This is a genomic window from Embleya australiensis, from assembly GCF_051903075.1.
Taxonomy (GTDB): Bacteria; Actinomycetota; Actinomycetes; order Streptomycetales; family Streptomycetaceae; genus Embleya.
The window spans coordinates 1,369,576-1,387,652 of sequence record NZ_CP182423.1; the positions used below are offsets into that span (position 1 = coordinate 1,369,576).

General features: G+C 73.6%; 17 protein-coding genes. 8 read left to right on the forward strand and 9 right to left on the reverse strand.

Annotation, left to right across the window (positions count from 1 at the left end; genetic code table 11):
- Window positions 1–26: 26 nt before the first annotated feature.
- Window positions 27–737 carry an SDR family NAD(P)-dependent oxidoreductase gene (locus tag ACMXN5_RS36180; protein WP_439679129.1) on the reverse strand — a complete coding sequence of 237 codons (711 nt, stop codon included), beginning with the start codon at window positions 735–737 and terminating at the stop codon, window positions 27–29.
- Between the two features lie 102 nt (window positions 738–839).
- Here ACMXN5_RS36180 and ACMXN5_RS36185 point away from each other — a divergent pair, with 102 nt between their 5' ends.
- Window positions 840–1,673 (forward strand): helix-turn-helix transcriptional regulator, encoded by an 834-nt coding sequence (locus ACMXN5_RS36185; RefSeq protein ID WP_380012027.1) that lies wholly within the window; start codon window positions 840–842, stop codon window positions 1,671–1,673.
- A gap of 13 nt (window positions 1,674–1,686) precedes the next feature.
- Here ACMXN5_RS36185 and ACMXN5_RS36190 read toward each other — a convergent pair whose 3' ends face one another.
- Both ACMXN5_RS36190 and ACMXN5_RS36195 read right to left on the reverse strand, forming a co-directional pair.
- Entirely contained in the window at window positions 1,687–2,190 is a 504-nt protein-coding gene (locus tag ACMXN5_RS36190) for a GNAT family N-acetyltransferase (protein ID WP_395796009.1), read from the reverse strand.
- 180 nt (window positions 2,191–2,370) lie between these two features.
- Window positions 2,371–3,579, reverse strand: coding sequence for a cytochrome P450 (locus ACMXN5_RS36195; RefSeq protein ID WP_439679130.1), 1,209 nt, complete (start codon window positions 3,577–3,579; stop codon window positions 2,371–2,373).
- Between the two features lie 230 nt (window positions 3,580–3,809).
- Between ACMXN5_RS36195 and ACMXN5_RS36200 the strand changes: the two genes are divergently transcribed.
- Window positions 3,810–4,877, forward strand: coding sequence for a KR domain-containing protein (locus ACMXN5_RS36200; protein ID WP_439679131.1), 1,068 nt, complete (start codon window positions 3,810–3,812; stop codon window positions 4,875–4,877).
- Window positions 4,878–4,889: 12 nt separating this feature from the next.
- On the opposite strand, the gene ACMXN5_RS36205 is transcribed toward ACMXN5_RS36200, so the two are convergent.
- From ACMXN5_RS36205 to ACMXN5_RS36225, 5 genes are all read right to left on the reverse strand, one after another.
- Window positions 4,890–5,702 carry a tryptophan 2,3-dioxygenase gene (locus ACMXN5_RS36205; protein ID WP_395796012.1) on the reverse strand — a complete coding sequence of 271 codons (813 nt, stop codon included), beginning with the start codon at window positions 5,700–5,702 and terminating at the stop codon, window positions 4,890–4,892.
- A gap of 290 nt (window positions 5,703–5,992) precedes the next feature.
- On the reverse strand, window positions 5,993–6,388 hold the full coding sequence (locus tag ACMXN5_RS36210; RefSeq protein ID WP_439679132.1) for a hypothetical protein: 396 nt from the start codon (window positions 6,386–6,388) through the stop codon (window positions 5,993–5,995).
- Between the two features lie 119 nt (window positions 6,389–6,507).
- Window positions 6,508–7,254, reverse strand: a complete 747-nt coding sequence (locus ACMXN5_RS36215; RefSeq protein ID WP_439679133.1) for a hypothetical protein — start codon at window positions 7,252–7,254, stop codon at window positions 6,508–6,510.
- 351 nt (window positions 7,255–7,605) lie between these two features.
- Window positions 7,606–10,065, reverse strand: coding sequence for an FtsX-like permease family protein (locus ACMXN5_RS36220; protein WP_439679134.1), 2,460 nt, complete (start codon window positions 10,063–10,065; stop codon window positions 7,606–7,608).
- Window positions 10,062–10,754 carry an ABC transporter ATP-binding protein gene (locus tag ACMXN5_RS36225; RefSeq protein ID WP_439679135.1) on the reverse strand — a complete coding sequence of 231 codons (693 nt, stop codon included), beginning with the start codon at window positions 10,752–10,754 and terminating at the stop codon, window positions 10,062–10,064. The genes ACMXN5_RS36220 and ACMXN5_RS36225 overlap by 4 nt, the downstream gene beginning before the upstream one ends.
- A 186-nt stretch (window positions 10,755–10,940) precedes the next feature.
- Here ACMXN5_RS36225 and ACMXN5_RS36230 point away from each other — a divergent pair, with 186 nt between their 5' ends.
- Window positions 10,941–12,275, forward strand: coding sequence for a sensor histidine kinase (locus tag ACMXN5_RS36230; protein ID WP_439679136.1), 1,335 nt, complete (start codon window positions 10,941–10,943; stop codon window positions 12,273–12,275).
- Window positions 12,260–12,955: a response regulator gene (locus ACMXN5_RS36235; protein WP_439679137.1), complete on the forward strand. Its 696-nt coding sequence runs from the start codon at window positions 12,260–12,262 to the stop codon at window positions 12,953–12,955. Before ACMXN5_RS36230 ends, ACMXN5_RS36235 begins: the two co-directional genes overlap by 16 nt.
- 70 nt (window positions 12,956–13,025) lie before the next feature.
- On the opposite strand, the gene ACMXN5_RS36240 is transcribed toward ACMXN5_RS36235, so the two are convergent.
- Entirely contained in the window at window positions 13,026–13,844 is an 819-nt protein-coding gene (locus ACMXN5_RS36240) for a class I SAM-dependent methyltransferase (protein ID WP_439679138.1), read from the reverse strand.
- Window positions 13,845–14,172: 328 nt separating this feature from the next.
- On the opposite strand from ACMXN5_RS36240, the gene ACMXN5_RS36245 reads away from it, so the two are divergent.
- The 4 genes from ACMXN5_RS36245 (at window position 14,173) to ACMXN5_RS36260 (ending at window position 17,996) form a co-directional block, all read left to right on the forward strand.
- A complete protein-coding gene (locus ACMXN5_RS36245; protein ID WP_439679139.1) occupies window positions 14,173–15,885 on the forward strand; it encodes an ATP-binding SpoIIE family protein phosphatase in 1,713 nt (570 codons plus the stop codon).
- Window positions 15,886–16,049: 164 nt separating this feature from the next.
- Window positions 16,050–16,373, forward strand: coding sequence for a hypothetical protein (locus tag ACMXN5_RS36250; RefSeq protein WP_439679140.1), 324 nt, complete (start codon window positions 16,050–16,052; stop codon window positions 16,371–16,373).
- Between the two features lie 232 nt (window positions 16,374–16,605).
- The gene (locus tag ACMXN5_RS36255; protein WP_439679141.1) at window positions 16,606–17,217 is read left to right on the forward strand and encodes a hypothetical protein; all 612 of its coding nucleotides are present in this window, start codon (window positions 16,606–16,608) and stop codon (window positions 17,215–17,217) included.
- Between the two features lie 290 nt (window positions 17,218–17,507).
- A complete protein-coding gene (locus ACMXN5_RS36260; RefSeq protein ID WP_439679142.1) occupies window positions 17,508–17,996 on the forward strand; it encodes a hypothetical protein in 489 nt (162 codons plus the stop codon).
- The last annotated feature ends 81 nt before the right edge of the window (window positions 17,997–18,077 follow it).

Consider the following 18,077-nt stretch of genomic DNA (forward strand, 5'->3'; position numbering starts at 1 on the left):
GCGGCGGGCGCCGCACGCCGGCCCGGTCACCACGGGAGTGTGCCGTCGGCGTCGAAGTAGCCGCCGGTCGGGCCGTCGGGGCCCAGGCACGCCATCCGCACGATGACCTCGGCGCCCTCCCCGACGGTCTGGAGCCCGGTGTGCGCGTTCAGGTCGGTCTTGGTGAAGCCGGGCTCCACCGCGTTGATCCGCAGCCGCGGGAAGGCCTTCGCGTACTGCACGGTGATCATGTTGACCGCGGCCTTAGAGGCCGGATACGCCACGCCCGGATAGGCGTGCGTCGGCGTGCCCGCCGCGGTGACCCGGGTCAGTGAGGCCAGGCCGCTGCTCACGTTGACCACCACCGGCGCGGCGGACGCCTCAAGGAGCGGCAGGAACGCGTCGGTGACCCGTACCGTGCCGAAGACGTTGGTCTCGAACGTGGCGCGCAGCGCGTCGACGGACAGCTTGCCCGGGCCGCTGACCACACCCCGGGCATCCATCTCCCGCTGGATGCCCGCGTTGTTGACCAGGACGTCGAGCCCGCCGGCCGCCGCCACCTCCGCCGCCGCGGCCCGCACGGACGCGTCGTCGGTGACGTCCAGTCGAATCGCCCGCACGCCCAGTTCCTCGGCGGCCCGGCGACCGCGTTCCGCGTCCCGGGCGGCGAGCAGGACGGTGTGGCCCGCGGCGACGAGTCGGCGGGCGGTCTCGAAGCCGAGACCCTTGTTGGCTCCGGTGATCAATGTCGTTGTCATGCCCCCACCCTCCGGGCGCCGTCCGGCGACAGCCAGGCGTCCCGCCTTCCTGGGACTGCCGGTACCAGGCACATCCGCGTCGACGGGTGCACAGTGGTGTGCATGACGACCACCGAATTCGGCCGCACGGTACGACGCTGGCGCGACCGGGTCTCCCCGGAGGCGGCCGGGCTGCCCCTGGGCGGGCACCGGCGCGCGGCGGGGCTGCGCCGTGAGGAACTGGCGCTGCTGGCCGGGATATCGGTCGACTACGTGACCCGCCTCGAACAGGGCCGGGCGAGCAATCCGTCGGAGCAGGTCGTCGAGGCACTGGGCCGGGCGCTGCGGGTCTCCCGCGCCGAGCGCGAGCACCTGTTCCATGTCGCCGGGTTGGTTCCGCCGGGGCGCGGCACCGTACCCGCCTACCTCACGCCGGGCATCCAGCGCATGCTGGACCGGCTGACCGGGACCCCCGTCGCGGTGAGCGACGCGGCGTGGACCCTGCTCCTGGCCAATCCGATGTACACGGCGCTGATGGGTGAGCAGCACGGCGACGAGCGCAACGCGGTGTGGCGCGCGTTCCTCGGCTCCGAGAGCCGGGTCCGGCACACCCCGGAGTCCCGGCGCGCGTTGGAGGAGATTCAGGTCTCCCAGTTGCGGGCGACGGCGAACCGGTATCCCGAGGACCGTCGGCTGCGCCGACTGATCGCGGAACTGCGCGCGAGGAGCGAGCGGTTCACCGCGTTGTGGGAGTCGCCGGGCGTGGTGCCGCAGGAGGGGGTGACCTGCAAGGTCGTCGACCACCCCCAGGTGGGCACGCTGACCCTGGACTGCGACGTCCTGCACGCGGCCGGCAGCGATCTGCGCGTCATCGTCTACACCGCCGAGCCCGACACCCCGGACGCCGAACGCCTCGCCCTCCTCGGCGTGCTCGGCACCCAGTCGCTCACCGGGTAGGACCGGACAGGGCCTACGCGTGTGCTTCCACGCCGTACAGGCGCAGGCCCCGACTGCGGTAGTTCTTCAGGGCGTTGGCGTGGTCCTCGGACGAGGTGTGCAGCCAGACCCGGCGCACCGCGGCGGCGTCCGGGAGCGGCGGGGTGGCCCACGCCTGACGGAGCACCAGGGTCAGGGCCCAGCCGCCCAGGCCCTTGCCGACGTATTCGGGGAGCAGGCCGAAGGTGACCACCTCGACCACGCCGCCGGGTTGCGGTTCGAGGTTGCCGATGCCGGCGCTCTCCCCCCGATGGGTGATCAGCCAGGATTCGCGCAGCGGGTGGGCGGCGCGAAGTTCGGCCCAGTCGCGCTCGGTTCGCTCCGTGCTGCGCCAGCCGTAGGGCGCGCCGATCCGCGCCTGGAGCGCGTACACCTCGGGCGAGGGCTCGACCCGCCGCAGTCCCAGTGCCTCGACGGGCCGTGACGGCCGCAGTTCGTCGGGCGCGGTCATCTCCAGATACATCAAACTCTTGCCCATTGCGACAGGCTATCGAGGCTCGCGGACACCGAGGCCGTCGCCTGGTAGGCCGCTCCATCGGGTGATCCTCGTTGGGCCGTTCGGATGACCTACTACCGAATTGCCGGTTGCGCACCGGATCGGTCCCGGGACGCTGGGCCCCCGAGGGGTGACCCCGTCGAGGTCACCCCGGGCGCGCGGTCACCAGGCGACCGGGAGGGCGAGTGGGAAGCGCCAGATGGACACCGTGTTCCACCGCACCTGCTCGGCCGGTACGGCCAGTCGCAGATCGGGGAACGCGGCCAGCAACGAACCGATGCAGACCTCCATTTCCATCCGGGCCAGGTGTGCGCCCAGGCAGTGGTGGGTGCCGTGCCCGAAGGCCATGTGCGAGGCGGGCTTGTCCCGGTCGAAGTCGAGTTCGTCGGGCCGCTCGTACACCGCCTCGTCGCGGTTGGCGGTCAGATACGACACATGCACGGTGTCGCCGGCGCGCACCGTGACGCCGTCGAAGTCCACGTCCTCCAGGGCCACGCGCGGGATGCCGACGCCCTGGCGGAAGGGGATGAAGCGCAACAACTCCTCCAGGGCCTGGGGCAACCGGTCCGGATGGGCGCGCAGTTCGGCGAGGTGGGTCGGATGGGTCAGCAGCGTGTAGACGATGTTGCCGATCTCGTAGGTGGTGGTGTCGTGGCCGGTGACCATCAACAGCATGGCCAGCACCGCGAGTTCGTCCTCGCCCAACATCTCGTCGCCGATGCGGGCGCTCGCCAGCGCGCTGATCAGGTCGTCGCCCGGTTCGCGGCGCCGCGCGGCGGACAGCTCGGTGAAGTAGGCGCGCAGACCGGCCTTTCCCTCGGCGGCCGACGCCTGGTCGGCCGGCTTCATCGACATCATCGCGACGGCGTACCGACGCATCCGGGGCCGGTCCTCCTCCGGGACGTCGAGGAGTTCACTGATCGTGCGCAACGGCAGTTGCCCGGCCAGCAGTTCCATCAGGTCGGCCGGTGCGCCGTGCCCGGTGATCCCGGCGAGCAGTTCGTCCACCACACGCTGCGTCCACGGCCGCAGCTTGTCCACCTGCGCGTTGCTGAACGCCTTGACCACCAGCCGGCGGACCCGGTTGAGGGCGGGCGGGTCCATCAGGTTGATCGACTCGGACTGGGCGATCGGCGCCGGGGTGATCCGGGGGAAGTCGGTACCCACCAGCGCCGCCCGCCCGAACCGGCGGTCCGAGGTGACCAGGCGTACGTCCGCATGCCGCGTGACGAGCCAGCAGCGCCCCTCGCCGTAGGGCATGCGGACCCGGGCGACCGGTGCCTCGGTGCGCATCCGGGCCATCGTCGGATCGGGCTCCAGTGCCTCGTCGTGCCGGAACGGGCATGCCCATACCTGCTCGTCGGTGGTCATCGTGTCTCTCCCAGTCCACGGGGGCGCGTCGTTCGCCGGCGATACCGGCGACCTGTGCTCTCCACGGTGGGCGCACGGGCGTCCCGAACGCGTGGGGCGGGGGTCCCGCGCACGTCCCGGTCCGGTCCCGACGCCGGTTCCGGGTGCGGTGCGACGCCGCGGGCGCCGGGCTCGGGGACGTGGCCCGCATTGGCCTTACGGCGGGCCGATCCGGCCCCTACGATCGGCCGATGACCACGATTTTGATCATCGGCGTGGGGGACATGGGCGAGCGGGTCGCCGATGGTTTGGCCGCGGGCGGGCCCGGGCGGCGGCTGGTGCTGGCCGGCCGCTCGACCACGGGCGACGCGGCGGCGGCGACGGTGGCCAGTTCCCGCGACTGCCTCGTCGAGGCGGTCCGGCTCGACGCGTCCCGGTCGGAGGAGGTGGCCGGGCTGATCGACAGGCTCCGCCCCGACCTGATCGTGCACTGCGCGTCGCTGCGCAGCCCCTGGGCGCTCGCCGGCCGTACCGATCCCGCCGCCGAGGCGGTCGTCGCCGCCGGTCTCGGCCTGCGGCTGCCGTACCAGCTGCCGCTGATCCTGTCCGTCATGCGGGCCACCCGCGCCGCCGGGTACACCGGCCCCGTGGCGAACCTGTCCTTCCCGGACGTGACCGGCCCGGTACTGGCCCGCCTCGGCCTGGCTCCCACCGTCGGCCTGGGCAACGCCGCGATGGTCCACCTGCGGGTGCGGGCCGCGCTGCGGGCCGCGGACCCCGATCGGCCGCTGCCGCTGATCCGCGTCCTCGCCCACCACGCGCAGGTGCTCGGCGTGATGGCCGCGCAACGCCCCGCCGACCCGGACCTGGGCTGCCGGGTGCATCTCGGCGAGGACGGCCGGCGCGAAGACGCCCTCGCCTACCAGGCGCCGCCGATCGCGCCCGGCCTGCGGCACAACGTGGTCACCGGCGCCGCCGTACTCCCGGTCCTGGAGGCGCTGTTGCCGGGCGCCGGTGCGCTGCGCCACTCCACCGCCGCGCCGGCGGGCCTGCCCGGCGGGTACCCGGTCCGGATCGTCGACGGTGCCGTGTCCCTGGACCTGCCGCCGGGCCTGGCCGAGGCGGACGCGATCGCCTTCAACGAGCGCCTCGCCGCCGGCGACGGCATCGACCGGATCGACGCCGACGGCACGGTCCGGCTCACCGCCGCCGCACACCGCGCGGTCGCGGGCATCGCGCCGGACCTGGCCGAGCCGATCACCGTCGACGAGATCCCGGCGCGCGCGGCCCGGCTGGACGCGGTCCTGGCCGGGGCCTGATCGCGGCCCGGCTCAGGCCTTCGACCTGACCTCCCACAGGTCCGGGAAGACCGGGTTGAACAGGGTGGAGCGCAGATAGGCCGCGCCGGACGAGCCGCCCGTGCCGAGCTTGGCGCCGATGGTGCGCTCGACCATCTTCATGTGCCGGTAGCGCCATTCCTGGAGGCCCTCGTCGATGTCGACGAGCGCCTCGCACACCTGCGCGGCGTGTCCGGTCTCGTCGCGGTAGACCGCCTCCAGGCTCGCCTGCACGTCCGGGTCGGCCCGCCACGCCAGGCTCGGATCGCGGTCCAGGACCCGCGCGGGCACCGGGTAGCCGAGGGCGGCGAGGTGGCGCAGCAGCGAGTCGAACACCGACGGGCGGTGCGCGGCGGCCTTGAGCCGGTCGTCCAGGTCCAGGTCGTAGCCGCCGAACTCGCGGCGCCCGAGCACCGCTTCGAGCTCGCGGAACTGGGCCGACTGGAACCCGCTGGAGGTGCCGAGCGCGTCCCGGAACGACGCGAACTGGCGGGGTGTCATGGTCTCCAGGATGTCGAGCTGGCCGACCACGGTCTTCAGGATCTTGGCCACCCGACGCGCGGTATGCAGCGCGCCCGCGCTGTTCCCGGTCTCCAGGTGCCGCTGGAGCAGTGCCACCTCGTGCAGGATCTGCTTGAACCACAGCTCGTAGACCTGGTGGATGACGACGAACAACATCTCGTCGTGCGCGTCGGTGGCCGGCTGCTGGCAGGACAGCAGGGTGTCCAGCCGCAGATAGCTCCCGTACGTGATGTCTGCGGTGTCCACGGCGTCTGCGGTGTCCGTGCTGTCCGGCGCGTCGCTCATCGGCGCGTCCTCTCCTCGCGGGCTGTCAACCGTTCCGATGGCCTCGGAGACGACGGGCACCATCTTGTGCCGGTCGGCGCCTTTCAGGAATGGCCGACACACGGAAACGCGCCGGTCGGATGTCATGATCACAACACGTTGTACGGGGTCGTCCTTATGTTCGTAAACCCTGCCCGATGGGGATGCGAAGCGGGCCGCGAGGCCGGCGAACCCGCGGTGGGATCCGGCCACGATCGGCCGAGGCGGGAGGGCGGGTAGGGCGGGCGGGACGGGCGGGACGGGTGGGGGACTCAGTCCTCCCAATCCCAGTCGAGCGTCTCGCCGGTGAGGTCGTGGTAGACGCTCGCGATCTGCCCGACATGCACCCCGGGCAGTCCTGGTCGCCAGGCCGGGAAGGTTTCGGGATCGGCCCACAGGGAGCGGTAGTACGCCCGGCCCCGGCTCACCACCCAGTGCGCGACGTCCTCGGCGCCGTCCTCCGAGTCCGGCAGGTACGGGGTGAACGGGTCGTCGAGCAACTCGACCACGGCGTCCAGGAATTCGCGGTGGAAGCGGACGAGGTCGGCCGGGTCCGCGGCGCGCAGCGCGGCGTCGACGTGCTCGGGGTCCCGGCACACGTCCTCGACGCGCTCCCAGAAGGAGTCCGGGAGGTGGTCGGGCGGGGATGGCGGGCTCTCCGGGTTCACGCGGGGCATGGTTCCAGACGGACGGGACGACCGACACCCGGGGGGCGGCCGGGTCGTCCCGTCGTGATGGCGGAGGTATGCGAAGACCGACCGGATTCGATCCCGGCCGCCTCCCGCGATCAGCCCACGTGCTCCTCGTAGTCGGCCACGCGGGTGTGCACGTACTTCAGCAACTCGCCTGCCGCGCTTCTGAGTTCCTTGGCGCCGTCGGTCCGGCCGTCGCTCCACTCGGCCGACGACACGACCAGGGAACGTACCGCCATGAGGCGACCGAAGTCGCCGGTGCCGCCCGGCGGTACCGGCTTCAGGGTCGAGCCGGCCGGCGGGTCGAGCGCGACGACCTGGTAGCGGATCGGATCCGTGCCCGTCAGGGCGAACAGGGCGGCGGCGTCCTCGGCACGGTTCATGGTGACCACCGCGACACTGATCCGCATCCGCCGGTCGGCGTCGGTGTACAGCGCGGCGGACAGGCGCGTACAGCCGGTGCCCCGGGCGACCGCGGCCGCCAGGTCGGGCGCGAACATCTCGGCGCAGGTCCGGGGCACATGCACGTCGACCCGCTGGAACTCGGCCCCGGACGGCAGCCGTACCCGCGCCTCGGGAAACGCCCTTGTCTCGGGCACGGGCGGCGCCGCCTCGGCCCGGCCCACCTGGAGCGGCGTGCTCGCGCCGCCCCCGGTGGGAGGGCTCGCCGGGATACCCGCGGTCGGGGTGACCGGTCCGATCACCAGGGTCGGGCGCGCGGTGGAGACCACCGACACGTCCGCCGTGTTCGGCCCGCTGTCGGCCGGGCGGACCAAGCCGTACACGCCCACCGACAGGATCACCGAGCCCACGACGGACGCGGCGAGCCATCCGGGGGACACGTGCCCGGGCGGCCGCGCACCGGATCGTGCCCCGCCCCGGCGTGCGCCGGTCCCGCCGCGGTCACCGCCTCTGCCCGCACCCCCGCTCGCTCCCGCGCCGGGAAAGTCCCCACCCGCTCGGCCGGCCGCGTCGTTCGCCCGCGCGACCTCGCGCGCGAGAAACGCATCCCAGTCCGGCTCGTCCCGCCCCGTCATGACCCGCCCCCACGTTCGCAAACCCCCCACACGCAGCCTACCGACCCACCCGCCCCCGAGACCGGCCCACCCGGCCCCGAACTCGGCATCGGGGCAGGGTGGATCGAGCGGGACGGAGCGGACGGGCGGTACGCCGTGCCGGTGCGTGGCGCCGCCCTACTCGGTGCGCAGCGCCGTGGCCGTGCGGGTCCGGGCCGCCCAGGTCGCCGGGAGGAGCGCGCCGAGGGCCGCGATGGCGACGCCCGCCAGGCCCAGGAGGGCCAACTCGGGGAGGTCGTACACGTCGAGCACGCTCGGCGGCAGGTTCGTGCCGGCGGCGTGGCCCATCCTGGGCACCACGTAGCCGTGCAGCGCGTAGCCGACCGGGACACCGATCAGGCCGCCGGCCACCCCGATTCCGACCACCGAGGCGAGCACGAGGCCCACCGTCTGTCGCGGGGTCATCCCGAGCGCCTTGCACACGCCGAGGTCGTGCACCCGCTCCCGGGTGTCGAGCACGACCGAGTTGAGCACGCCCAGCCCGGCCACGGCGACCAGCATCAGGGTGAGCAGCACGGCCATCGCGTCCAGGACCAGGATCAGGCCGCCCTCGCCCGAGGACGCGTCGCCGAGCACCGCGCCGCCCGACGGCTCCACCACGCGGGCGAGATCGGCGGCGTAGCGGTCGCGGTCCACACCGGGCTTCAGGCCGATGAGGTACACGTCGGGGCGCGCCGAGGCGAAGGAGGCCATGTCGGCGTGGATCCGGGTGCCGTCGTCCGAGGTGTCGAAGGCCTCGCCGACGATCCGCAGGGCCTGGGCGTCACCTTCGTGGGTGACCCGGATCGTGTCGCCGATCCGGGTGCCGGTGCGGGCCAGGAACCGGGTGGGCACCACGACCTGCCCCGGCCCGTCGAGCCAGTGCCCGGCGATCATCGGGTAGCCGCCGGGCCGCGAGTCGCCCTGGTACAGCGCGGCCCGGACCGAGCCGGGGATGCCGGTCACGGTGACGTCGGCGTGTCCCACGCCGTAGCTCGTGGCGGTGCCGGGCGCGGCCGCCACCGCGGCCCGGATCCGGGCCGCGTCGGCGGGGGCGGAAGGGCCGCCCCCGGCAGGGGCGTTGTCGGCGCTCCCGCCCGGGGCCGGGGCGTTGCCGCCGCCCGGCCCCGCGCCGCCGGCGGGGGCGTTGCCGCCCGCCGGGCCCGCGCTCATCGCCGGCGCCCCGCCCGGTCCGCCCGCGGCGCCGACGAGCACCGTGACCGCCGCCCGGCTCTCCGGGTCGCGCGCGTCCCCGACCGCGTTCAGCGACGCGGTCAGGCCCACGGCGAATGTCGCCGCGACGGTGCCGAACACCACCGCGAGCACCATCGCGAGGGTCCGCACGGGATGCGCGAACGGGCTCGCGAGACCGTACGTCACCGCCCGGGGCAGCGGCAGCCGCCCGGTCGCCCGGTACGCCCACCGCCCCCGCCCCGTCCGCGGCGCCCGACCGACCGCGATCGCCTCGACCGTACGCAGTCGACCCGCCCGCAGCGCCGGCACCAGCGCGGCGACCGCGACCACGACGAGCGCGCCGACCGCGACCAGCACGTCCACCCACCAGGCCACCGACAACGAGGCGTCGCCGTAGACCTGTTCGGTATCCGCCAGGAGCGGCAGCGCCATCACGTTCCCGAGCACCACACCGAGCCCGATGCCGACGGCGGCCGGCACCAACGCCTGGGCCACATAGGCCCGCACCACCTCGCGCGGGGTGAAGCCGATCGCCTTGAGGATGCCGATCCGGCGCAGCCCGGTACCGACCGCGCCGCTGACCACACTCCCGACGATGATCACCGACATGGCGATGCCCAGCACGCCGAAGGCGGTCAGGAACGGGATGGTCGGCGCGGCGTTGCCGTCGGCGGCGCGCTTGGTGTCCAGGTGGGACCGGGCGCCCAGGAACGCCCCCGCCGGTACGGCCGACACGAGTTCGGCCCGGCGGTCGGCGACCTTGCCGTCCGTCCCGGCGGCGGCGAAGCGGTAGAGCATCTGCAGCCCCGCCGGCTCGTTCGTGGACGCGAGCGCGCCGACCTGGTCCGGAGTGACCCAGGCGCCGGCGGTACGGCTCACCGATCGGGCGATGCCGACCACGGCCAGGATCGGCGCACCGGGGGCGTCGGAGCCGGCCAGCGTGAACCCGGGCGGCATGTCGGGGCCGGCGAACTCGGTGGACAGCACGATCTCGCCCGGTTTCTCCGCCCAGCGGCCCGAGGTGAGGTCGAGGTCGTCCACCGCCGCGTGCGGACCGGCACGACCGGCCACGGTGAGTGCCGGGAAGTGCCCGCCGCGACCGTCGGTGGGGTGGATCGTCGCGGTCGGGTACGGTCCCGCGCTCGCGGTGACGCCGGCCAGGTGCCCGGTGGCCGCGAGGTCCGCCGCGCCGACCTTGCCCGGGTCGAACTGGGCGCTCAGGTGTGCCCCGTGCTGGTGGGCGAAGGCGTGGTCGAAGGGCGCGTTCGCGGCGACCACGAGCGATCCGGCGACCACCGCCGAGGCCACGGCCATCATCGTGGCCAACGCGATCACCACGGTCTGTACCCGACGCCTGGACACCCCGGAGCGGACCACCCGGCCGAGCGCGCCGCGCCCGATCATCGGACCGCCTCCGCGCGCGGGTCGAGCGCCAGGTGCCCGTCGACGAGGTGGATCGACCGGCTCGCGCAGGCCTGGGCCAGCGCCGGATCGTGGGTGACGAGCACGATGGTCTGCCCGTCGCGGTGCAACTCGGTGAGCAACTCCCGGACGTCCGCGCCGGAGGCGCTGTCCAGCGCGCCGGTCGGCTCGTCGGCCAGCAGCAGAGCGGGCCGGTTGATCAACGCCCGGGCCACCGCGACCCGCTGCCGCTCTCCGCCGGAGAGCCGGCCCGGGTAGGCGCGGGCGTGTTTCCCGATGCCCAGCACCTCCATCAGCTCGCCGGCCCGCGCCGCCGCCTTGCGTCGGCCGGTTCCGGTCAACTGCGCGGGGAGCTGGATGTTGTCGGCGACGGTGAGGTCGTCGAGCAGGTTGAAGAACTGGAAGACCATGCCGATGTGTTCGCGGCGGAAGCGGGCCAGCGCGTGCTCGCTCAGCCCGTCGACGCGCTGCCCGGCCACGGTCACCGTGCCCTCGCTCGGCCGGTCGAGGCCGGCGATCAGGTTGAGCAGCGTGGACTTGCCGCTGCCGGAGGGGCCGGTCACCGCCAGCGCCTCGCCGCGGGCCACGCCGAGGTCGAGCGGGCCGAGCGCGGGCGCTCCGCCGCTGTCGTAGCGCTTGGCCACGCCCGCGAGTTCGATCACAGGGGTCATGGGAGTTGTCCGTCCTTGGCGTTGTGGGGGGTTGCGTGTCTGCCGGCCTCGGCGACGCTAGGTGCGCGGGTGCTCGCGGCGCGTCGGCCGCCGCGCCGACATCCGGCCCTTCCCGGGAAGGACCCGCGGGCGGGGTCATCCCTGCGACGTACGCCGCTCGGCCCGGGGCACCGGTCGTGCGGGGGGATGCGGCGGCCGGCGGACGGGTCGCACAATGGGCCGGTGTTCAGGGACGATTGGCGCCGATGGCGCGGGCAACTGGGGGTCGTGCTGCGCCCGGAGGCCGAGCCGGCGCCGCTGTCGCGGCGGGCGCGGTACGCCGATGTGCTGCTCGCGGTGGTGCTGACCTTCATCGCGCTGGTGGTCGCGGTGCGCTATCCGGACGCCGGGCCGGGGCCGGTCGGTCCGATGGGCGATCAGCCGATGCCACCGGAGCCGCCCGAGCCCTGGTTCCCGCCGCCGCCGGAGGAGCACGGACTCGACTCGGGGGCCTGGCCGTTGGTCGTGTTGTCCGCACTGCCCCTGGCGGTCCGCCGCCGGTATCCGCTGGTCGCCTTCGGCGTGATCCTCGGCGCGACGGTGGGCATCGGTGAGGACCACGCGTCCTGGATCAACGTGACCACCTGCGTCCTGGGCGCCTACAGCGCGGTGGTGCACAGCCGCTACCGGGGCCGCGCGGTGGTCGGGCTGGGCCTGGCCGCCGTGCTGGCCGGCGCCGCCTTCCGGGACACCCCGCCGATGTTGCCCGGCTGGTCCAGCCCGGGGGTGGTGATCCTGATCGCGGGCGGCCTGGCCGGCCTGGTGTTGTTCTGGCAGCGGCAACTGGCGGCCGGTCGGCAACGATACGCCGACCTCGAACGTGCCCAGGCCGAGGCCACCCGCCGCGCCGTCGAGGAGGAACGCTCCCGGATCGCCGCCGAGTTGCACGACGTGGTGACCCACAATGTGAGCGTGATGGTGATCCAGGCGGGGGCGGCGCGCACGGTGATGGACGCGGCGCCGGAACGATCGAAGGCGGCGCTGCTTGCGGTCGAGGCCGGCGGGCGGGCCGCGATGGCCGAACTGCGCCACGTGATGGGGCTGCTCGCCGCCCCCGACACCGAACGCCCCGACGAACTCGAACCACAGCCCGGCCTGGACCGGCTCGACGCGCTGATCGAACGCGTCCGCGCGGCCGGGACACCCGTACGCCTGGCCGTGTCGCTGCCGCCCCAGCCGCTGCCGCCGGGGGTGGACCTGACCGCCTACCGCGTGGTCCAGGAGGCGCTGACCAACACGATCAAGCACGCGCCCGGCGCCGACGCGCACGTGACGATCGGCTACACCGGGGAGCGGCTGGAGATCGAGGTCACCGACACCGGCGTCGCGCCCGCCGGGCCGACACCGGTCGGCGGCGGCAGCGGGCGGGGCCTGCTCGGGCTGCGCGAACGGCTCGCGGTCTACGCCGGCGAGTTGACCGCCGGGCCGACGCTGACCGGCGGCTACCGGATCCGGGCGCACATCCCGTGGCGGACGGCGTGAGCGGGGCGCCGCTGCGCGCGGTGATCGCCGACGATCAGGCCTTGGTGCGCACCGGGTTCGGGATGATCCTGAGCGCGGACGGCATCGAGGTCGCGGCCGAGGTGGCCGACGGCGCCGACGCGGTGGCCGCGGTCCGGCGTACCCGTCCGGACGTGGTGTTGATGGACATCCGGATGCCGCGCATGGACGGCATCGAGGCCACCCGCCGCATCCTCGCCGAGCGCCCGGACGGCTCCGACGGCACCCGGGTGATCATCCTGACCACGTACGACCTCGACCACTACGTCTACGCCGCGCTCACCGCCGGCGCGAGCGGCTTCCTGCTCAAGGACGTCACCCCTGAACACCTGGTCGCGGCGGTGCGCCTGGTGCGCTCCGGCGACGCTCTGCTCGCCCCCACCATCACCCGCCGGTTGATCGAACGTTTCGCCCACCGCGACGAACCCCCCGCAGCCCTGCATCGCGACCTGTCCGACCTCACCCCGCGCGAACTCGAAGTCCTGCGCCTGCTCGCCACCGGCCTCAGCAACGCCGAACTGGCCGACCGCCTCACCCTGAGCCCGACCACGGTCAAAACCCACATCGGCCGAATTCTCAACAAACTGGACCTTCGCGATCGTGTCCAGGCGGTCGTCCTGGCCTACGAATCCGGCCTGATCTCCCCGGGATCCACCCCCTGACCCACCCCGCCGGCGCGACCACCGCAGCCGTCCCCGGCCGGAAATCGCCTGCGGGGAAGGGCTGTTCGCCCTAGGCCGGTTTGCCGGCGCGCAGGGAGTACATCAGGGGCACCCTCGGCCGGTCCGCCGGGTAGCGGTAGATGCCGGACCGTTCCTCCAGGTCGGGGAAGCGGGCGAACAGGGTGTGGTCGTGTTCGTGCAGGAATTCCAGGCGCAGGCCCGTCGTGGTCAGTGCGCTGACCACCTCGCCGATGCCGTGTTGCCACTCGACCGTGACGTTGGCGGTGGTCTCGGCGCTCATGTCGGCGTAGGTGCCCGGCTCTTCCCAGACGTTGCCGTCGCGCCGGAAGTAGTCCAGTTCGACCGTGCGGCCGTCCTCGGCCAGCACGTCGGCGAACGGGTGGAACTCGGCCAGGTAGAGGAAACCGCCCGGGGCGACGAGCGCCGCCGCGGTGCGGGCCCAGCGCTCCAGGTCCGGCAGCCAGCACAGCGCGCCGAGCCCGGTGTAGACGATGTCGAAGGTGCGTCCACCGAGCGCGGTCGGCGCGTCGTAGACGTCGGAGGTGACGAACCGGGCCGTGTCGGCGCCGATCCGCGCGGCGAGCGCGCCGGCCGCGGCCACCGCCGGCGCGGAGAAGTCGAGCCCGGTGACGGTCGCCCCGCGCCGGGCCCACGACAGCGTGTCGAGCCCGAAGTGGCATTGCAGGTGGAGCAGGCTCTTTCCGGCCACGTCCCCGACCTCGGCCGTCTCGAAGTCCCGCAGCGGGTCCTTGCCCGCGACGAACCCCTCCACGTCGTAGAACCGACTGGCCGTATGGATCGGGACCCGTTCGTCCCAGTTGGCCCGATTGACCGCCCGCCAGTCCTCGACCACCGAATGTTCGCCCATCCGGTCAAACTAGCCGGCCCCCGCCAACCCCCTCAACCGATATACACCCGCCCGCCGCCGGCCCCCCACACGCCTCGCATCGCGAGCGGTCCGGGCGGGTAGGACAAGGGCGATCGCGCCGTCTGGCTCGGTTCCGTCGACCTCGATCGATTCGATGCAATCGCAACCCCGCGCCGGTACAGTCGCATCCCACATGTCGGCCCGCCGGCCCGCTCGAAGAGTGGGTGTCGGGACACGACGGGCGGCCGAGTCGCGTGCGACGGTCAGGTGCCGAGGGAAAGAGGTGCGGGTGAGCGGGAGAGTGGATGGCGGTCACGGCCGGAAACACGTGCGGCGACGCGGAGCGGCGAAGGCACGGAGCCTCGCCTCCCGCACCCGCGCCACCCGCGATCAGCTCAGTTGGCTCAACGAGGCGGGCCTGCGCATCGGCACCACGCTCGACCTGAAGACCACCGCCCAGGAACTGGCCGACTTCACCGTCCCCCGTTTGGCCGACGCCGCCGCCGTCGATCTGCTCGAGTCCGTACTCCAGGGCGACGAGGGTCGCCGCCCCAGCGGCCTCGGCAGACCGGCCCGGCGGGCGATGTCGGTGGCGCACATCGACCGACTCGCCGACCTGGAGCCGGACGAGATCGGCGAACTCTCCACCTCCCCCCCCGAGCGGGACTCGCGCTTCACCCGGGCCCTGGCCGACGGCCGGCCGTTACTGATCAGCGCCTTCGGGCCGGAGGACTTCGACGAGATCGCGCCCACCCCCAGCGCCGCGGCCAAGCTCCGGCAGGCGGGCGTGCACAGCTACATGATGGTGCCGCTGATCGCGCGCGGCGTGCAGCTGGGTTCGGCCGACTTCATCCGCGCGGGCGACCGACCCGGCTTCTCCCAGGCGGACCTCGCGCTGGCGATGCAGCTCGCCTCCAAGGCCGCCATCGACATGGACAACGCCCGGCTGTACGACCGCGAACGCGAACACGTGGCCAGGCTCCAGCGAAACCTGCTGCCCCGCGTCACCCCCCGCACCCCGGGCCTCGGGGTGAACTCCCGGTACATCCCGACCGCCGACCCGCTCGGCGTCGGCGGCGACTGGTACGACGTGGCCCCGCTGCCGGGCGGCCGGACCGCCCTGGTGGTGGGCGACGTGATGAGCCACGGCATGGCGGCGGCGGCCACCACCGGCGTACTGCGCGCGGTCGCCCGCACGCTCATGGCGCTCGACCTGACCCCGGAACGTATGCTCGCCCGCCTCGACCTCGCCGCCCGCGACCTGGAGGACGACCAGGTCGCGACGTGTCTGTGCGCCGTCTACGACCCGGCCGAGGGCGCGTACACCCTGGTCAGCGCCGGACATCCGCCACCGCTGCTGGTCGACGCCGACGGCAAGGCGTCGTTCGTGGACGTGCCGATCGGCGCGCCCATCGGCGCCGGCGTCATCCCGTACGACCCGCTGCGCCTGACCGTTCCGCCGGGCAGCCGACTCGTGCTCTACACCGACGGGCTGGTCAAGTCGCGGACCGAGGACATCGACGTACAGCTCGCCCGGCTGCGCAACCGGGCCGCCCGGCTCGGCCCCGACGAGTTGGACGCCGGTGTGCTCGGCGATCCGACGCCAGGCGCGGGGGCCCGCTTCGACGAGGCCGTGATGATGGTCGCGGCGACCCAACCGCCGCTCCTGGGCGGCGACTTGTTCGTCTGGGACCTGCCCCCGGACGGCTCGGCGGCGGGCCTGGCCCGCCGGTTGGTGCGCGGCCGACTCGACGAGTGGCAACTCGGCGACCTCTCCGACGTCACCGAACTCGTGGTCAGCGAACTCGTCGGCAACGCGCTGCGCTACGGCCACGCCCCGGGCCGGTTGCGGCTGCTCCGGCACGATCGTCTGGTGGTGGAGGTCTCCGACACCGGCCCGGACCTGCCGCAGATCCAGCACTCGTCGCTCAGCGACGAGGGCGGGCGCGGCCTGCAACTGATCAACATGTTGTGCCGGGGCTGGGGTTCCTGTCGCACCCCCACCGGCAAGATCGTCTGGGCCGAACAGGACATCCCCTAGCGGGGCATCGGTCCCTGTCGGGGCACCGCCATCGGTCCGGTGGCGACACGCATGTCTCGGTTGCGTTTCGGTGCGTACGCGGAACGCCGGCATGCGGGATCGTACGAACAGGGCCGGCGCGCTGCGGGAGCGTTGGCCGTCGACGTGTGATCGGGGAAGACCGAATGACCGACGACCGGGACTGCGTCTGTCACGTGCGCCAGGGCTACGCGCGGGTGACCGCGCCCAGGGTGCTCGACGTCTCCGTCGCCCACCATCTGCGCAAGGACCTCGTGTCGCAGATCAACGCGCTGCCCGACCACGTGGTCGAGCTGGCGTTCGATCTGTCGGGCACCGAGGTCTTCGACGCGGCGGGTGCGGCGGCGATCGGCTCGGCGTGCCGACACGCCTTCCTCCTCGGCCTGCGCTCGCGCTGCCACACCGTGTCGCCGGAGCTGCGCGACGCGTTGGCCTGCGTGGAGGCCGATGTCGCCTTGGTCGACCGGTAGTTCGCCCGGACGACCCGAATCCGCCCCGGGACGCCGGCGGCACCCGGATGCCGCCGGCGTCACGGGGTATGCGGAAATCCTTGGGCCGCGCGGTGACTCTTGGATAGAGTGCCGCCCGCCCGACGGCCACACGTTCCACGGAGGCGACTTGCACCAGGATCCGGGATACCCACCGCCCTACCCTCCCGCTCCGCCGCCGCACCCGACCCAGCCCAGGTGGGCGTGGTGGGTCGTGGGCATCGCCATCCCGTTGATCGGCATCCTCGTCACCGTCGCCGTCAGCCGATCCGGCTCCGACGGGGACTCCAAGGCGCCGTCCGCGAACACCGCCCCGGCACCGGAGCGGCAGAACACGCCGCCGGGCGACGGCACATCCGGGTCGGCGGCGTCGCCGAGCGGGCAGACCGGACAGACGGGCCAGTCGCCGGCCGGCACCCCCGGCCCGGTGAACCGGACGGCCAAGGTGCTGTTCGGCCCCGGCACGGTCACCGCCACGGCCTCGTCCCGCTATGTGGACCTGGACACCAGCCCGCCGCTGGTCACCCCGTCGGGCAAGTCCGCCGACCTCGTCTTCGGCTTCCTCTTCGGCAAGCCCGACCTGGTCACCGAGGGGTCCAGCCCCACCCTGGCCCCGCTCCCCGGGGGCAGCGTCGACCCGACGGCGGCCGACTGCGCCGAGGCGGTCCGCAAGCGCGGCTCCTACCTGGGCGGCGAACTGGCCCTGGGCTCCCGCTTCTGCGCCGTGACCGACGAGGGCCGCATCGCGTACTTCCAACTGACCTCCGTACCCGCCGGCGAGGCCCCGGTACGCATGGAGGTCACCGTCTGGGACCTCGCCGGCTGACCGCTCGCGGCCGCGTGCGAGGTCTGCGCGGTGCCCAGCAGCAGGGCGATCAGCAGGGCCAGGCACGAGCCGAAGGTCGGCGTGCTGCGATGCATCCGAACTCCCCGGGATGGAAGGCGGGTTCGTCACGCGGGCGAACGACACGCTCACACCCCGCCGGGGCGTGGTCAACGCCGGCGGCGGGCATCGGCACATTCCGGCGGGCCGCGCGGTGCCGGTCGTCATGCGATTCGGACCACCCTGTCGATTCGGCTTGTCGCCGACCGGTCACAGGGGGCAACGTGGGGTGTGTGGCGGTGTTCGGACGGGGCCGAAGACGCGGGACCGCGGCCTACCCGCGGTCCGCGTACCTCCTGCGTGAGCAGCACGAACGGTTGCTCGACCTGATGCTCCTCGAGTTGGCCAACGTCCGGGAGCGGCTCGCCGGGCAGCCGCGGGACGAGGCCGTGGAGCGAGGGCGCCGGGAACTCGTGGCGCGGGCCGCGCACTTCGCCGGGCGGATCCCACCGGGCTTCCCCGCCGTGTTCGCGAGATGGGTGACGATCCTGGAGGCCGCGCGGGAGTACGACGTCGCCGTCGCGCTGGACCTGGGCACGTCCGCGCTGCGTCAGGCCCGGGAGGACGCCGCCGCCAACGGGCGGGTGACCGCCGCGCATCTGGCCCTGGCCGACGCGCACGCACGGACCCTGTGCGCCGTCGGCGCCCCGCCCGCCGAGCAGATCGCGCTCGCGAACCTGCGGCGCACGTGGTCCGGGCGGATCGAACCCGACGACAAGTAGCACCCGGACGGGACGAGCAGCGCCCCAACCACCGGAAAAGGCGGGTGCCGGCCCCGGATTCGTGTTTCGGAATCCGGGGCC